This window comes from Paraburkholderia sp. BCC1886 (assembly GCF_900996245.1).
GTDB lineage: Bacteria > Pseudomonadota > Gammaproteobacteria > Burkholderiales > Burkholderiaceae > Paraburkholderia.
This window is the reverse complement of the sequence record NZ_CAAJGK010000074.1, coordinates 407,212-423,076: the sequence shown is the minus strand read 5'-3', so window position 1 is coordinate 423,076 and position 15,865 is coordinate 407,212. Positions and strand designations below refer to the sequence as shown.

Annotated in this window: 14 protein-coding genes; 7 read left to right on the top strand and 7 right to left on the bottom strand. The window is 64.0% G+C overall.

Translation table 11 applies throughout. From position 1 onward, the window contains the following. The 5 genes from FQ746_RS26365 to FQ746_RS26345 all read right to left on the bottom strand — a co-directional run bounded on the left by FQ746_RS26365 (position 1) and on the right by FQ746_RS26345 (position 4,221). The gene (locus FQ746_RS26365; protein ID WP_144112779.1) at positions 1 to 285 is read right to left on the bottom strand and encodes a BrnA antitoxin family protein; all 285 of its coding nucleotides are present in this window, start codon (positions 283 to 285) and stop codon (positions 1 to 3) included. A gap of 7 nt (positions 286 to 292) precedes the next feature. Beyond that, positions 293 to 559 carry a BrnT family toxin gene (locus tag FQ746_RS26360; RefSeq protein ID WP_144112712.1) on the bottom strand — a complete coding sequence of 89 codons (267 nt, stop codon included), beginning with the start codon at positions 557 to 559 and terminating at the stop codon, positions 293 to 295. A 253-nt stretch (positions 560 to 812) separates the two neighbouring features. Next, complete coding sequence (gene pbpG / locus FQ746_RS26355; RefSeq protein ID WP_409932430.1) at positions 813 to 1,811, bottom strand: D-alanyl-D-alanine endopeptidase; 999 nt, start codon at positions 1,809 to 1,811, stop codon at positions 813 to 815. Positions 1,812 to 2,076: 265 nt separating this feature from the next. Then, on the bottom strand, positions 2,077 to 3,303 hold the full coding sequence (locus tag FQ746_RS26350) for an alpha-hydroxy acid oxidase (RefSeq protein WP_144112710.1): 1,227 nt from the start codon (positions 3,301 to 3,303) through the stop codon (positions 2,077 to 2,079). A 141-nt stretch (positions 3,304 to 3,444) separates the two neighbouring features. Next, the gene (locus FQ746_RS26345) at positions 3,445 to 4,221 is read right to left on the bottom strand and encodes a hypothetical protein (RefSeq protein WP_144112709.1); all 777 of its coding nucleotides are present in this window, start codon (positions 4,219 to 4,221) and stop codon (positions 3,445 to 3,447) included. A gap of 345 nt (positions 4,222 to 4,566) precedes the next feature. Between FQ746_RS26345 and FQ746_RS26335 the strand changes: the two genes are divergently transcribed. Further along, positions 4,567 to 5,070 carry a M48 family metallopeptidase gene (locus tag FQ746_RS26335; RefSeq protein WP_144112708.1) on the top strand — a complete coding sequence of 168 codons (504 nt, stop codon included), beginning with the start codon at positions 4,567 to 4,569 and terminating at the stop codon, positions 5,068 to 5,070. Between the two features lie 14 nt (positions 5,071 to 5,084). On the opposite strand, the gene FQ746_RS26330 is transcribed toward FQ746_RS26335, so the two are convergent. Further along, positions 5,085 to 7,409, bottom strand: coding sequence for an FdhF/YdeP family oxidoreductase (locus tag FQ746_RS26330; RefSeq protein ID WP_144112707.1), 2,325 nt, complete (start codon positions 7,407 to 7,409; stop codon positions 5,085 to 5,087). Positions 7,410 to 7,593: 184 nt separating this feature from the next. On the opposite strand from FQ746_RS26330, the gene FQ746_RS26325 reads away from it, so the two are divergent. The 4 genes from FQ746_RS26325 to FQ746_RS26310 all read left to right on the top strand — a co-directional run bounded on the left by FQ746_RS26325 (position 7,594) and on the right by FQ746_RS26310 (position 11,264). Continuing rightward, complete coding sequence (locus FQ746_RS26325) at positions 7,594 to 9,045, top strand: PLP-dependent aminotransferase family protein (RefSeq protein WP_144112706.1); 1,452 nt, start codon at positions 7,594 to 7,596, stop codon at positions 9,043 to 9,045. An 18-nt stretch (positions 9,046 to 9,063) separates the two neighbouring features. Then, positions 9,064 to 9,378, top strand: coding sequence for a helix-turn-helix domain-containing protein (locus FQ746_RS26320; RefSeq protein ID WP_144112705.1), 315 nt, complete (start codon positions 9,064 to 9,066; stop codon positions 9,376 to 9,378). A gap of 139 nt (positions 9,379 to 9,517) precedes the next feature. Continuing rightward, complete coding sequence (locus FQ746_RS26315) at positions 9,518 to 10,660, top strand: BMP family ABC transporter substrate-binding protein (RefSeq protein WP_144112704.1); 1,143 nt, start codon at positions 9,518 to 9,520, stop codon at positions 10,658 to 10,660. 61 nt (positions 10,661 to 10,721) lie between these two features. Continuing rightward, positions 10,722 to 11,264 carry a nucleoside deaminase gene (locus tag FQ746_RS26310; RefSeq protein WP_186310841.1) on the top strand — a complete coding sequence of 181 codons (543 nt, stop codon included), beginning with the start codon at positions 10,722 to 10,724 and terminating at the stop codon, positions 11,262 to 11,264. A gap of 63 nt (positions 11,265 to 11,327) precedes the next feature. Here FQ746_RS26310 and FQ746_RS26305 read toward each other — a convergent pair whose 3' ends face one another. Beyond that, positions 11,328 to 11,966, bottom strand: coding sequence for a lysozyme inhibitor LprI family protein (locus FQ746_RS26305; RefSeq protein ID WP_144112703.1), 639 nt, complete (start codon positions 11,964 to 11,966; stop codon positions 11,328 to 11,330). 201 nt (positions 11,967 to 12,167) lie between these two features. Between FQ746_RS26305 and FQ746_RS26300 the strand changes: the two genes are divergently transcribed. Beyond that, the gene (locus FQ746_RS26300) at positions 12,168 to 13,106 is read left to right on the top strand and encodes an SH3 domain-containing protein (protein ID WP_144112702.1); all 939 of its coding nucleotides are present in this window, start codon (positions 12,168 to 12,170) and stop codon (positions 13,104 to 13,106) included. 309 nt (positions 13,107 to 13,415) lie between these two features. Continuing rightward, positions 13,416 to 15,725 carry a putative bifunctional diguanylate cyclase/phosphodiesterase gene (locus FQ746_RS26295; protein WP_144112701.1) on the top strand — a complete coding sequence of 770 codons (2,310 nt, stop codon included), beginning with the start codon at positions 13,416 to 13,418 and terminating at the stop codon, positions 15,723 to 15,725. Positions 15,726 to 15,865: the final 140 nt, after the last annotated feature.

Sequence of the window (15,865 nt, the reverse complement as noted above, 5' to 3'; positions counted from 1 at the left end):
TCAACTGTCAGCGTGTTCAGACATTTCAACTGGCTGATGATCTTTCAGCCAATCACGCAGCGCGTCGTTCATGCGCGTTTGCCACCCATCACCTGTCGCTTTAAATCTCTCGACTATGTCTGCGTCGTATCGGACAGACAGCAAGACTTTTGGCTCATCGAGCCGCGGTCGGCCGCGCGCGCCCATCTTTTTCATCTTCTTAAAATCTTCGGGCGGCACTTCGTACGTGTCGGGATCTTCGGCAATGCCGCGATTGATTGCCGCGTCCTCTTCGTCCGTCGGCATGATGATCTTACGTTTGCTCATAGCTTTTCACCTCGCGTTTGTTCGCTTTCCGGATACTGATGATGTGCATTGAATTACCGCGCTGCGTCAGCACGATGCAGTAAAGGCGCTCATTGATGATGCCGAAACCGACCTCGCGCACTTCTTTATAGTCGGCGCGAGTATCGACATACAACATCAACTCTGACCAGTCCAGATTCGCCGCAAATTTCAGCGGAATCCCGTGCTTGCGTATGTTCGTTTCGTTTTTCCTTGGGTCGTACGTGATCTGCATTCTATTAATTGTAGCTACATTTAACGCCCGGAATCAAGAATTTTTTGTAGCTACGTTAAGTTATGGGTTGAACCGGCTCTTTCGAGGTCAGCTGAAAAGCGCAATCGGAGTTTTTGCGTCTCGCACTTTGTAAGCCATCCTTATGACTGGACCTGCGGCTTCCCCGTTCGCCCCCATGACAAAAAAGCCCGTACGGTCTAATCCGTACGGGCTTTTTCCATTCGACCGCCAACCCAACCCAATCAGATCAGAATCAGGTCCCGCCATGCCCGCCATCGTTCGCCGTGAGCCTCGTCCGCTCATCCGTGATGATGAACGAGCGCAGGGCCGCGGCATCGGCGAAATCGGAATACCGTCCCGACGAATCCAGTAGCACCATCACGAGCGGCCGCTCGGCCACGGTCGTTTGCATCACGAGACAGATGCCCGCCTCGTTGATAAACCCGGTCTTCTGCAACCCGATCTCCCAGCGCGGGTCGCGAATCAACGCATTGGTGCTGCGATACGCGATATTGCGTTTGCCGGTGTCGACCGTATAACTCCGATCGGTCGAATAAGTGCGGATCATCGGATACTGATAAGCCGCCTCGACCATCTTCACGAGATCGCGCGCGCTCGACACGTTTTTGCTGGTCAGACCCGACGGGCTTTCGAAGTGCGTGTCCGTCATGCCCAATGCTTTGGCCTTTGCGTTCATCGCCGCGATGAAGCCGGGCCGTCCGCCCGGGTAGTAGCGCGACAACGCAGCCGCCGCGCGATTCTCCGACGCCATCAGCGCGATATGCAGCATGTCGGCGCGGCTGAGCGTCGAGCCCACCGCGAGACGCGAGCCCGTCATTTTCTCGTAGTCGCGATCCTCGTCGGTCACCGTGATGGGCTCGGTGAGCGACGCCTTGGAGTCGAGCACGACCATCGACGTCATCAGTTTCGTAATCGACGCAATCGGCACCACCGCAGCAGAGTTCTTGTCGAACAGCACGTCGTGCGTGTGCTCGTCGATGACATAGGCAACCGTCGAGCGCAACGCGGGCTTGCGTTGCGCATCGGTCATGCCGAACGGCGCGCTCGACAGCGGCCGCCGTTCGAACACGGCCCGCCGCACACCGCCGTGAAGGCGAGCAGCATGCTTCGCTTCGTGTGCGGACTGCGCGTGCACGGGTTGCGAGACCCTCGTCGCAACATGTTTCGCCGCGTGTTTTGCCCGGTGTTTGACTGGCTCGTGGGCGGCATTCGCCGTCGCGGCAAAAGCCATGGGCGAGGCCAGCAAGCCGGAAGTGAGAGCGGCAACGGAGCAAAGCGCGCCAAGCGCAGCGAATGCAGGTTTGAGACGCAGGCGGGGCAGCGGCCACGCTCCGGCCTTCGGTGGCCGGGTGGTATGAATGCTCATTGAACCTTGGGATTTAGTAAGGCGGAAAACAGGCCCGGTGAGTTTAAGTTCTTATCGAAAAATCGGCAATTACGCGGGCTTACGCGCAGGTTTCGAAACCGGAAAACCAGAACACCAGCCCGCCCAGGCGTTACCCGCTCGCGCCGACCTCGAAAATCCGTTCGTCCACTTCCGCGCAGGAGCGCACGCCGAGTTGACCGAGCGTGCGGTGAATCTCCGCGCTCAGCAGCGTGAGCATATGGGCGACACCGGCTTCGCCCGCGGCGGCGACCGCGTAGAGCAAGGGACGGCCGATCATCACCGCGTCGGCGCCGAGCGCGAGTGCCTTCACCACGTCCGTGCCGCGCCGGAAGCCGCTTTCCGCGAGCAGCGCAGTGTGCTCGCCGAGCGCGGCGCGCATCGGCCGCAGGACATCGAGCGCCGAGCAGCAGCTATCCAGTTGACGGCCACCGTGATTGCCCGCGACCACGCCATCGGCGCCGGCATCGCGCGCTCGCAGTGCGTCGTCCACGCACAGCACGCCCTTGACGAGCAGTTTGCGCGGCCAGAGCCGGCGAACCCACGCGATGTCGTCCCATGTGAGCGTGTCGGTCATCTGGCTGGCGATGTATTGCGAGCCGGCTTTGGCGCTGGCCGGCGCGCTGGCCGCCGAGCCCGCCACCGCGCCTGCCGCCGCGCCGGTCGTGAAGCCCTCGATATTCGAAAAGCGCGGCGCGCCGTGCGGCACCATCACGTCGAACAGCCAGCGCGGATGGGCCAGCACGTCGAGCTTCGAGCGCAACGACAGTTGCATGGGCCGCGTGAAGTTGCGCTTGTCCCACTCGCGGTTGCCGAAAATCGCCGCGTCCGTGGTGACGACCAGCGTGTCGTGATCCGCCTGTAACGCGCGCTCCACGAGTTGTTCCGTGCAGCGGCGGTCTTTGAGCATATAGAGCTGGAACCACGGTTGGCCTTGTAGCGCATGACTCGCCTGCGCGACCGTTTCGAGGCTCACGTTGGACACCGTGCTCAAGGTCGACGGAATGCCGTGTCGCGCGGCGGCGCGCGCGATATGCAGATCGGCGTCGCGCGTCAGCATGCCGTTGAAGCCGGTCGGCGCGACGACGATCGGCGAGCTGATCGGTTTGCCGAGCAGCGTGGTGCCCGTCGTGCGCGCCGACGTGTCGACGAGCGTGCGCGGCGCGAAGCGATAGTCGTCGAAGACGCGCCGGTTGTGCGCCATGGTCCGTTCGTCTTCGGCGCCGCTGTCGACGTACTCGAACACGAAATGCGGCAGTTTTCTTTGCGCGATCAGGCGCAGTTCATCGGCATTCAGCACGCGGGCCAGGTCGCGGCCGGTATAGAGGCGTCGTTGCATGGCGGTCAGCGTCCTTCGACTGTGCGAGTGTGTTCCTCGCGCGATGAAGCGACCTTGCACGGTTTGCCGGACGTGGCGATTCTAATGGCCATCTGTTGTCTCGTAGTTTGTTGTTGGCGTGATGGGATGAAACGGAAAAACTCAGTCCGCGAGGCTGTCGGCCGGCTTGCGCGCGGCCAGTTGCGCGACGAGATCGCCCAGCGCATCGCGGTAGATCGAGGCCGGGAAAATCTGCGTCGACAGTGCGTCGGCTTCGGCGGCGCCCGTCGCGCTCCCGGCTTCAGCCGGTGTTCCCGCCTGTTGTTCGAGCGTTGCGCACAGCAGGCCGAAGTCGTGCAGCAGTTGGGTCTGCTGTGCGCTCGCGCCGGTCAATGCCGCGCTGAGCGTGCAGCACCCTGCGTAGGCGGCGGCCATCAGCGTGCGCGGCTGGTCGGCGGAGGTGATCTCGTGCGGAGCAAAGCGGTCGCGCGTGGCGGCGACCACCATGCGCTCCGTAATATTCGCCACTTCCGCGATGCCTTTTTCCAGTCCTGTCCCCGCGATCAACCGGAAGGCCCGGCTGTAGAGCAGGTCGCCCAGCAACACGCCGATCGCGGGTCCGAGCGACAACATGGGTTGCGTGGAGGAAGCCTCCTGTTTGTCGGGCAGGCTCGCATGCGCGCCCAGCGACAGCACGATCAACTCCATGGCGGCGGCGAAAGCGTGAGCGCCGGGGGCCAGCGGCGCGGTCGGCGCCAACGCCCGCGCGGTCAGCAGAAGCAGCGCGCTCGGCACGTGTCCGTGGCTGTCGACCGAGTTCGAGACGAGCGAATCGACGAAGCCGAGATGCGCGGATTGGTCTGCTTCGATGAGTTGCACGACGACCTGGAGGTCGGCGGCAACAGGCTGTTTCCAGGCAGAATTCGCGTGATGATTCATAGGTGTGACGAGCCCCGGGGCAAATGCTGTTTCATAAGTTCCGGGCGATGCTAACACCGAAGCCAGGCGTCGCGCAGCGGCGCCTGCCGGCGCGCCGTTCGCAGATTGTGCGCGGGCTTCGTGTTATGAATGCAACTGCGTTTGCACCCGCGACTGCACCCGCGTTTGCAACCACGTTTGCAACCACGTTTGCACCCGCGTTTGCAACCACGTTTGCACCCGCGTTTGCACCCGCGTTTGCACCCGCGTTTGCACCCACGTTTGCAACCGCGTTTGACCAGACCGCCGCCGCCAAACAATAATGCGCGGGTCGTCCCGTCACTGACCCATCAACTGGTGTGCGCATTGTCACAGCTGAAATACCTGAGCGGCTATCCGCCGGAACTGCAGGAGAAGGTCCGCAAGCTGATCGCCGGCGAGCGGCTCGGCGCGTATCTGGCCGAGCGCTATCCGCACGGCCACGACGTGCAGACGGATCGTGCGCTGTACGAGTATTGCGCGAACCTCAAGCGCGAATATCTGCGCAGCGCCGAGCAGATCGACAAGGTCACCTACGACAGCAAGCTCGACGTGATGCGCCATGCGCTAGGTCTGCATACGAGCATTTCGCGCGTGCAGGGCGGCAAGCTGAAGGCGAAGAAGGAGATTCGCGTGGCGTCTCTGTTCAAGGGCGCGGCGCCCGAGTTTCTGAAGATGATCGTCGTGCATGAACTCGCGCATCTGAAAGAGAGCGATCACAACAAGGCGTTTTACCGTCTGTGCGAGTTCATGCAGCCGGGTTACCACCAGATCGAATTCGACCTGCGGCTGTATCTCACGTATCGCGATCTGACGAAGCGCGACACCTGAGTTCGTCGGTCCATTCAGGCCGCGATCGCTTCGCTCGCCTCGACAATCGACGCCCGCAACAACACCGGAATCGATTTCGAAGTCGGCGTCCCCGCGCCGTCGGCCACCGACGATAGCGGCACCAGCGGATTCGTCTCCGGGTAATAGGCGCCCAGACAACCGCGCGGAATGTCGTACTCCACCAGCAGGAAACCGTTCGCGTGACGCTCGACGCCGTCGGCCCACACACTCGTGATATCCACCCGCTGACCCGCAGCGAAGCCGAGCATGGCCAGGTCGTCCTTGTTGGCGAACAGCACGCGCCGCTGACCGAACACGCCGCGATAACGGTCGTCTAGGCCGTAGATGGTCGTGTTGTACTGATCGTGCGAACGGGTCGTCATCAGGGTCATCAGACGCTCGCCGTGTTCGGCGCGGGCGCGGTGGATCGGCGTGTCGGTGGCGATGGCGTGCACCATGAACTGTGCCTTGCCGCTCGGCGTCTTCCAGATGCGCTCGCGCGAGGCCACGCCCAGATGAAAGCCGCCCGGCTGCTTGAGCCGTTCGTTGTAGTTCTGAAAACCGTCGAACACCTGCTCGATGCCGTCGCGAATCAGCGCGTAATCGGCCGCCTGGGCGAGCCAGTCCACTTTCGCGCTGCCGAGCGTGGCGTGCGCCATCCGCGCGACGATCGCGATTTCCGACAGCAGGTTCTCCGAAGCCGGTTTGTTCATGCCGTATGAAATGTGCACCATGCTCATCGAGTCCTCGACGCTCACGCCTTGCGCCACGCCGTTCTGCAGATCGACTTCGGTGCGCCCGAGGGTCGGCAGAATCAACGCGTCGCGACCATGTACGAGATGGCTGCGGTTCAGCTTGGTGGTGATATGCACGGTCAGCGCACAGGAGCGCATCGCCTCCCACGTACGCGGGGTGTCGGGCGTCGCGATCGAAAAATTGCCGCCCAGCCCGATGAACACTTTGACCTTGCCGTCGAGCATCGCCTGAATCGTGTTGACCACGTCGAGCCCATGTTCGCGCGGCGGCTCGAAATCGTAGACCTTGCCGAGCCGGTCGAGAAACGCCTGCGTCGGCCGCTCCTCGATGCCGACCGTGCGGTCGCCTTGCACGTTCGAATGCCCGCGCACCGGACACAGTCCCGCACCGCGCCGGCCGATGTTGCCGCGCATCATCATCAGGTTCGACAGCAGTTGCACGGTCGGCACGGAGTTCTTGTGCTGGGTGAGTCCCATGCCCCAGGTCGAGATGACCGCGCGGCCTTTCACGTAGATGTCGGCGAGCTTCAGCACCTCGTCGTACGGCACGCCCGACTCGGCGACGATGGCCGCCCAGCTTTCGGCGCGCAGGTCGTCGGCGAAGGCGTCGAAGCCGACCGTGTGTTCGGCGATGAACTCTGTGTCGAGCACGCGCTCGAGCCCCGAGGCGAGCGCTTCGTCGTCGAGTTCGACGACGCGCTTGGCGACGCCCTTGATGAGCGCGAAATCGCCGCCGATGGTCGGACGGATGAACACGGAGCTGATTTTCGTGCTGCCCATCGTGAGCATTTCCACTGGATGCTGCGGGCTCGCGAAACGTTCGAGCCCACGCTCCTTGAGCGGGTTGATCGACACGATGGTCGCGCCGCGTTTCGCGCACTCGCGCAGTTCGCCGAGCATGCGCGGGTGATTGGTGGCCGGATTCTGACCGAAGATCAGCAGCGTATCGGCGTGTTCGAAGTCGTCGAGCGTGACCGTGCCCTTGCCGATGCCGACCGTGTGCGGCAAGCCGCGGCTGGTCGCCTCGTGGCACATGTTCGAACAGTCGGGGAAGTTGTTGGTGCCGTACATGCGCACGAACAGCTGGTACAGGAAGGCGGCTTCGTTGCTGGCGCGCCCGGAGGTGTAGAAGGCGGCTTCGTCGGGATCGTCGAGCCGTTTCAGATGACGGGCGATCAGGTCGAACGCTTCGTCCCAGCCGATCGGCACGTAGCGGTCGCGCAGCGCGTCGTAGACGAGCGGATCGGTCAGACGGCCGTGCTGTTCCAGTTCATAGTCCGACTGGCCCATTAGCGACTCGACCGTGTTCGCTTCGAAGAACGCCGGCGTCACGCGCTTGCTGGTGGCTTCGGCGGCGACCGCCTTCACGCCGTTCTCGCAGAACTCGAAGGTCGACGCATGCTCGCGGTCCGGCCACGCGCAGCCCGGGCAATCGAAACCGTCCGGCTGATTCTGCTTGAGCAGCGTGCGGTAGTTGCCGCCCGTCACCTTCTCCTTGAGCAGGTTGATGGCGACGTACTTCAGCGCGCCCCAGCCCGCGGCCGGGTGCGTGTACGGTTCGATGCGAGCGTCGGGTTTTTTCATGGTCTGTCTGCCGGGTTCAGCAGGAAAGTGGGTTTTTTTGGGCTTTTGAGCCGATGCCTGCAAGCCTACTGTATTCCCTTGTCGGAGCGGAACACAGAAAATCGCAAACAGGAGGGATACAGTGGCCGGCTTTTGGCCTAGACTGCCGGTTCCGCTGCGGCGTTCGCGATCGAGACCTGATGTCATGAAGCTGTACGAAAAACTCGCCGATGAAGTGGCCGAAGCCATCCGCCGAGGGGTGTTCGCGGTCGGCGAGCGGGTGTTGTCGGTGCGGCAGGCGAGTCGGCAACATGGCGTCAGCATCAAGACCGTGCTGAATGCGTACGCGCTGCTGGAAAGCCGCGGGCAGATCGAAACGCGGCCGCAGTCCGGCTATTTCGTGCGCGAGGCTGCCCAGACGGCGCTGGTTGCCGCGAGCGGCGCGCCGTCGAAGCACCGCGATGTCGACCCATCCAGCCTGCCGGCCGCGCCGCCCGAGGCCGCGGCGGTCGACGTGAGCCGCCTCGTGCTGTCGACGCTGCGCAGCATCCGCGCGCACGATGCGGTGCCGCTCGGCTCGCCGTATCCCGACCCGTCACTGTTCCCGTGGCGGCGCATCAACCAGTACGCGAACGCAATTGCGCGGCGTCATACCAGCTGGAATCTGATCGACGACCTGCCGCCGGGCAACCCCGAACTGATCCGCCAGATTGCGCGGCGTTACGCTGAAAACGGCTTGCCGGTGGACCCGGACGAGATTGTCATTACGCTCGGCGCCACCGAGGCGATCAACCTGAGTCTGCAGGCGGTCGCGCGTCCCGGCGACACGGTGGCGGTCGAATCGCCGACCTTTTACGCGATGCTGCACGCGATCGAACGGCTCGGCATGCGTGCGATCGAGGTGGCTACGCATCCGCGTACCGGCATCGACATCGACGCGCTCGAGCAGGTGATCGCGCGGCAAAAAATCGCCGCCTGCATGGTGATGCCGAATTTCCAGAATCCGCTCGGCTTCCAGATGCCCGACGAGCGCAAACGGCAACTGGTCGATCTGCTCGCAGCCCACGGGATTCCCGCGATCGAAAACGATGTCTACCAGGAACTGTATTTCGGCGATGCCCGTCCGTCGACGCTGAAGACTTACGACACCCAGGGGCTGGTCCTCCACTGCGCGTCGTTTTCAAAAAGTCTGGCGGCGTCGTACCGCATCGGCTGGGCCATGCCGGGGCGCTTCCGCGCACAGGTGGAAAAGCTCAAGTTTCTGAACACGCTGACCACGCCGTCGGTGCCGCAAGTGGCGGTCGCCGATTATCTGCGCCAGGGCGGTTACGACCGGCATCTGCGTCACGTGCGCAAGGTTTACCGGCAGCAGGCTCGCATCATGACCGCGATGGTGCAGCGGTTCTTTCCGGCGGGCACTCGCATGTCCGAGCCGCAGGGCGGCTACGTGCTGTGGGTGGAATTGCCGGGCCAAGTCGATTCGATGCGGCTTTATCAGGCGGCGCTCGCGCGCGGCATCACCGTCGGACCGGGGATGATGTTCTCGAACCGCAGCGACTTTCGCCATTTCATCCGGCTCAACTACAGTTATCCGTGGACCGCGCAGACCGAAGCCGCCTTGAAGACCTTGGGCGAACTGGTCGCGCAGATGGCCTGAACGGGCGAGGAGCAAGACATGCAGCAAGACGACGAACTCGACCCGGTGCTGGTGGCCGTGCTCGCACAACTGTGGCGGGCTTATCGGCAGAACGCGGAGCCATCGCGAGGCGGCGCGGACAGAAACGCCTGGTCGCTCGCGAAACTGTCCAAACAGGCGGGCGTGCCGATGAGCGGATTACGGCGCTACCTGACGACGCTCGGCGACGGCGGTCTGGTGGAGACGACGTTCGACGAGGCAGGGACCGGCAGCGCGCGGCTGAGCGAGCTTGGCGCGAGCGTGTGCGCCGAACTGTTCGAAGCCGGCGCCGGGACGGATGCGCCGCTACCTTAATACGCGTTTCGTTATGGGCGAGATAACGGATCATAATTTTGCCGCTGAAATTGGCCTTCGAACATGAGCGCCTGTGTCGCGATCCCGCCTCGGGCGGACCGGGTGGGACCGGCACCCACACCCCATCTTCGGAGAGTTCATGAAAACAAAGCTGGCGCGTGCGCTGCATCGTTCATTGCGCATCAAAACCGTCCGGACCGTGTTGTCGGCGACGCTGGCCGCCGCGCTGGCCGCCACGCTCGCGTCGAGCGCCATCGAAGCCTCGGCGGCCACACCGGCGCCGCTCGGCATCGCGTTCGTCTACCTCGGCAATCCCGGCGACGCCGGCTGGACTTACGCGCACGAACAGGGCGTGAAAGAGGTCGAGGCCAAATACGGCGACAAGATCAAGGTGACACGGGTCGAGAACGTGCCGGAGTCGGCGGATTCGGAGCGCGTATTTCGCGACCTCGCGTCCAAGGGCAACAAGATCGTGGTGGGGTCGAGCTTCGGCTTCCAGGACTTCGAACTGAAGGTCGCGAAGGACTTCCCCGACACCGTGTTCGAACATGCGACCGGCTACAAGAAGGCCGCCAACTTCGCCACGTACGACGTGCGCACGTATCAGAGCGCGTACCTCGCCGGTCTGGTCGCCGGTTATACCAGCAAGACCAACACGCTCGGTTTCGTCGGTTCGGTGCCGGTGCCCGAAGTGGTGCGCAACATCAACGCGTTCACGATGGGCGCGCGCTCGGTGAATCCGAAGATCCACGTCAAGGTCGTGTGGATCAACAGCTGGTTCGACCCGGGCCGCGAAAAGCAGGCGGCCGAAACGCTGATCGGCCAGGGCGCCGACGTGTTGATCCAGAACACCGATTCGACCGCGACCATGCAGACCGCCGAGCAGAAGAAAGTGCACGCGTTCGGCTGGGACTCGGACATGAAGAAGTTCGGTCCGAACGCGCAACTCGGCGCGTGCGTGAGCAACTGGGGCGTGTACTACACGCATCTGGTGGATCAGGTGATGTCGGGGACGTGGAACAACTCGCCGGTCTGGTGGGGGCTCAAGGAAAAAGCCATCGATCTCGCCGACATCAACACCAGCGCCGTGTCGCCGGCCGCGCAAAAGGCGTTGAGCCAGAAGCGCGACGACATCGTCGCCGGCAAGTTCGATCCGTTCGCCGGCCCGATCGCCGATCAGACCGGCGCGGTGAAAGTCGCCGCGGGCAAGTCGTTGAGCGATGCGGAACTGTCGCGTCTCAACTGGTTCGTGGAAGGCGTGGACGGATCGCTGCCGAAGTAAGTTTTCTACGTTACCGTCGGGCTCGATCCCGGGCCCGACGATTCATCGATGGAGAGTACCCGTGAGTCTGACCGTCTCGAACGAGGCCGCCGCGCAGGCGGCCACTTATCCGCCGCAGGGTCTTACGCCGACGCACGAGCAGATCGTGCGGCATCTGCGGCATTCGAGCCGGGTGGCCGAGCGGGCGACGCTGCTGGGCCATCATCCGTTCGGTGCCGTATTGGTCGGCCCGGACCAGGAAACGGTGTTGATGGAGCAGGGCAACGTCGACACGGTCAATCACGCCGAGTCGGTGCTGGCGCGCGTGGCAGCGTTGAATTTCACGCCGGCTTATTTATGGAGTTGCACGTTGTACACCTCGGTCGAACCGTGCTGCATGTGCGCGGGGACGATGTACTGGGCGAACATCGGGCGGGTCGTGTTCGGCATGACCGAGCAGCGTCTGCTGGAAGCCACGGGCGATCACGGAGAGAATCCGACCATGAGCGTGGATTGCCGCTACGTCTTCGATCATTGCCAGAAGAAGGTCGAGGTCATCGGGCCGGTCGCCGACGTGGAAGGCGAGGTGATGGAGGTGCAGCGGCGCTTCTGGAGTAGCCGGTAGCGCTTCTTCGGGCAGTGACTAACGGCCGCCCCGCCCGCCTCGCGGGCGAAGCGCTGTCCGTTTTTATTGTTCGCTGTCCGCTCGCGCGTCGGTCTGCTCCGGCGCGAGCATCGCGACACCGCAGAACCAGTCGCCGCTGTGCGGCGCGGAGCGCCAGCGGCTCGACTGATCCTTGATCACCGTCGCGCATGGCGCGTTCATCACGATGCCGGGTTGCGTCGCCGTGCATTGCAGCGACGCGGTCTCGAGACGGGCTGCGGCAAGCACGGCGCCTTTGTGCCGTGATGCCGGCGCGGGCGACGCCGTCGAGTCGACCGGTGCGACCGGCGCAAGCAGGGTCGCCGTTTTCGCGGGCTCCACCGGTCCGGTTTGAATCAGCTGTTTCAGTTCTTCGATACGCGTCGCGTACCACGTCCCCAAACACTTCAAGTCGCGGCAATTGGCTTCGCGCCACGCCCATTTGCGATCGCTGTCGTTCAGAAAGGCCCGCCGCTGGCCGGGTCCGCCGCTCTGACTATCGCTCACCCGACGACGCACTTTCCAGTAGAGTTGCCCGAGCGCATCGTCGAGCTTCGAGAGCGTGGGGTCGTTGCAGATCAACTGCTCGGTCGGCGAGTGCGCTTTGCCGCAGTCGAAGCTGGTTGCATGAGCGGGCTGCGCCAGCACGAGAGCGGCGATCAGAAGAGGGCGAACGATATTCATGGCGATCCGGCAGGTAGGGTTTCACATGCCATGGATGATCGTTCGAAGTGCCTGCGCGCAGCGGCCCGAAAACGTATGTCTTCGCGTGAGTGCTTACCAGATGTTGCCGGCCGGACTCGGGCAGGCACGCGCTGTGCGTCTGCATGCACGCCACACGCTCGACAAGAGACATACGGCATAAGACATAAAACGGGAGAAAGAATGAAACGACAACTCGTTCATTGCATCTACGCGGCGGCCGGCCTGCTGGCACTGCCCACTCTGGCTTGCGCACAATCACAGGCTTATACGGCGGGCCCGGTCAACGTGCACGCCGGCCCTGCTTCCGATTATCCGGTGGTGGTGCAGGTGCCCGGCGGCGTGCCGCTCACGGTGATGGGATGCCTCAGCAACTATGAATGGTGCGACGTAGCGGCGCCTAATCTGCGCGGCTGGGTGTATGCCGGGCGTTTGAATTATCCGTATCAGGGGGGCAATGTGCCGTTGATGAACTACGGCACGGTGATCGGCTTGCCGATCGTCTCGTTCTCCATCGGTTCGTACTGGGGCAACTACTATCGCGGACGGCCGTGGTACGGCCAGCAATCGCGCTGGTCGCATCATCCGCCGCCGCCGCCGCCGAGACCCGGCGCAGGCCGCCCGCCTGGCGGCGGTCGTCCGGGCGGGCCGCCGCCGGGGCACGACGGTGGACGTCCGGGTGGCCCGCCGCAGGGCAATGCCGGAGGGCGTCCGGGTGGCCCGCCGCCAGGCAATGCCGGAGGGCGTCCGGGTGGCCCGCCGCAAGGCAATGCCGGAGGGCGTCCGGGTGGCCCGCCGCAGGGCAATGCCGGAGGGCGTCCGGATGGCCCGCCGCAGGGCGAGCAAGGCGGTCGTCCGGGCGGCCCGGGTGGTACGCAACCCGGGCATGAAGGGGGACGTCCGGGTGGTCCACCGCAGGGTAATGCCGGCGGGGGCGGGGGCCGTCCCGGCGGTCCGCCGCAAGGTAACGCCGGTGGTGGTGGCCGTCCGCCCGGCAACGAAGGCGGCCGTCCTCAAGGCGGACCGCAAGGCGGTGGTGGTGACCGCCATGAAGGCGGTGGCGGTGGCGGGCAACGTGGCGGTGGCGGTGGCGGCGGTGGCCGTCCTCCCGGCGGTGGCTAACGCGTCGCAAGGCTGGCAGGCGGGGCAACCGTCACAGAACTTTCCCCAGGCCTGCCGCCCGGCATAACCGTGATGAGCCGCTCAGACCGGCTCCAGAGATGAAGCAACCGATCGCAGGATCGATTGCGGGAACGATCGGGACAGAAACGGCAGGACCGACAGAACGGACGAGGCGGCGCTCGCGCTCCCCGTCCGACTGCGTTTCTTTCGCCCGCGCGGCGGCGTTCCCAATTATTATGCGCAATGCTCGCGTATACCCCGGTGTGCCGCGAAAGCTAAATTGCCGATGTTGGGTTGGGGGGCGCATTTATGACAGGTGATACACCATCTAGCAACGCGGCGGTGCAACCGTCCGGGGGAATCCGCTGCCGGCCTGACCAGGCCGAAGAGCTGCTCGCGTCGGAGCGCGCCGTGTTGCGGCTGATCACCCGCAACACGCCGTTGCCGGAACTGCTCAACGAAGTCTGCCGGCGCGCGGAAGCGCTGCTGGGCGAAGGCGCGAGCTGCTCGATCCTGCTTCTCGAAGCCGACGGCGTGCATGCGCGAGTGGGCGGCGCACCGACGCTGCCGGCCGGGTTCAGCGCCGCGATCGACCATGTGATGATCGGTCCGTGCGTGGGTTCGTGCGGCACGGCGATGTACGAGCGCCGTCTCGTCGTGGTCGAAGATATCGAAACCGATCCTTTGTGGGCGGATTATCGCCATCTGGCGTTGCCGCTCGGTCTGCGTGCGTGCTGGTCGGTGCCGTTCGAAAACGATGCCGGCGTGATGCTCGGCGCTTTCGCCGTCTATCACCGCACCCGGCGCCGCCCGAGCGCCGAAGAAGAAGCGATCTTGCGCGACATCGGCCACAGCGTCGGCGCGGCGGTCCATCAGGACGCCATCGCGCAACGTCTCGCGCAAAGCGAAGAACACTACCGTCTGGTGGTCGATCACCTGAACGAAGGCATCGTGGTGCAGTCGCGCGACGGCGTGATCCTGGCGTGCAACCCCAGCGCGCAGCGCATGTTGCGCACGAGCGCGGCGGTCGTCGGCCAGCGTGTCCACACCGTGATGAAGCGGTCGTATCACGAAGACGGCTTGCCGATCGATCCTGCCGAGCGCCCGACTGCCCAGGTGTTCGCCAATGGCCAGCCGAAACTCGGCGTCACGGTGGGCATCGAACTGGTGGACGGCACCGTCGTGTGGATTACCGAAAACGTCGTGCCGATCGTGAAGTCCGGAGAAACCGAGCCGGGTTCGGTGCTGATCTCGTTCACCGACATCGGGCCCGTGCGCGAAGCGCAGCGGCAACTGCGCTTTCTCGCGACACGCGACTCGCTCACGGGCTTGTTCAATCGCGCGTATCTGACGGAACGTCTGCACGACATGTTCGACATGAAGCCGGCGGCCAGCGCAAACGAACTGGTCGGCGTCGGCCTGCTGTTCGTCGATCTGGACGGCTTCAAGAAGGTCAACGACACCGCCGGTCACGAAGCCGGCGACGCGCTGCTGTGCAGCGTCGCCGAGCGGCTGTCCGCGTGTATCGGCCGCGACGACATGCTGGCGCGCGTCGGCGGCGACGAGTTCGTCGTCGTGGTGAGCGGGTACGACGACACCGCGCATCTGATCGGACTCGCCCGCCGCATTCTCGAGATGATCGCCGTGCCGTTCGCGATTGCGGACTACGAGTACTACCTGGGCGCGTCGATCGGTATCAGTCTGTTCCCGGACGACGGTCAGGACGTCGCCACGTTGATGCGTAACGCCGACTCGGCCATGTATCACGCGAAACAGCGCGGCCGTAACAACTTCCAGTTCTTCACCGCCGAGCTGAACCAGCATCTGCAACGCCGCTTCACGATCGAACAGTCGTTGCGTCGCGCGCTCGCCGCGGACGAACTGAGTCTCGTCTATCAACCGATCGTCGACAGCCGCGACGGCCGCACGATCGGCGCCGAAGCGCTGCTGCGCTGGTACAACGCGGAACTCGGCAACATCTCGCCGGCGGAATTCATTCCGGTGGCCGAAGACGCGGGCCTCATCATCCAGATCGGCGACTGGGTGCTGGCGCGGGCCTGCGAGCAGGTCGCGCAATGGCGACGCACGCTGGCGCCGGAACTGATCGTCGCGGTGAACCTGTCGCCGCGGCAGTTCAACGACAATCTGCTGGATCGTATCCAGCGATGTCTGGCGCAGTCCGGGCTGGAACCGGCCGCGCTCGAACTCGAGATTACCGAGCGGCTTCTGATGAGCGATAGCGAAACCGTCCTGCCGACATTGAGCGCGCTGACCGAAATGGGCGTGCGCATTTCGGTCGACGATTTCGGCACTGGCTATTCGTCGCTGTCGTATCTGAAGCGCTTTCCGTTGCATAACCTGAAAATCGATCGCTCTTTCGTCGCGGGTCTGCCGGATCATCGCGATTCGATTGCGATCACCCAGGCGGTGGTCGCGATGGCGCATTCGCTCGGCATGAACGTGACCGCCGAAGGCGTGGAGACGATCGAGCAGGCTGCGTTTCTGCGCGGCATCGACTGCGATAAACAGCAGGGGTATCTGTACAGCCGCCCGGTCGGGGCGAGTGCGTATGCGCGCAGTTTGCTCGATGCGCGTACGGACATGGCCGAAGCGCGGTAATCAGGTGAGCGTTTGTGTGCAAGGGCATGCGCAGCGGCATGCGCAGCGGCGTGCGCGCGATTGTTCGCTTTCACTAACAAGTGCCTTCGCGATCGGGCTATTTATCGGCTCGGGCAGTCTGCCTAGAATCCTCCCATCGA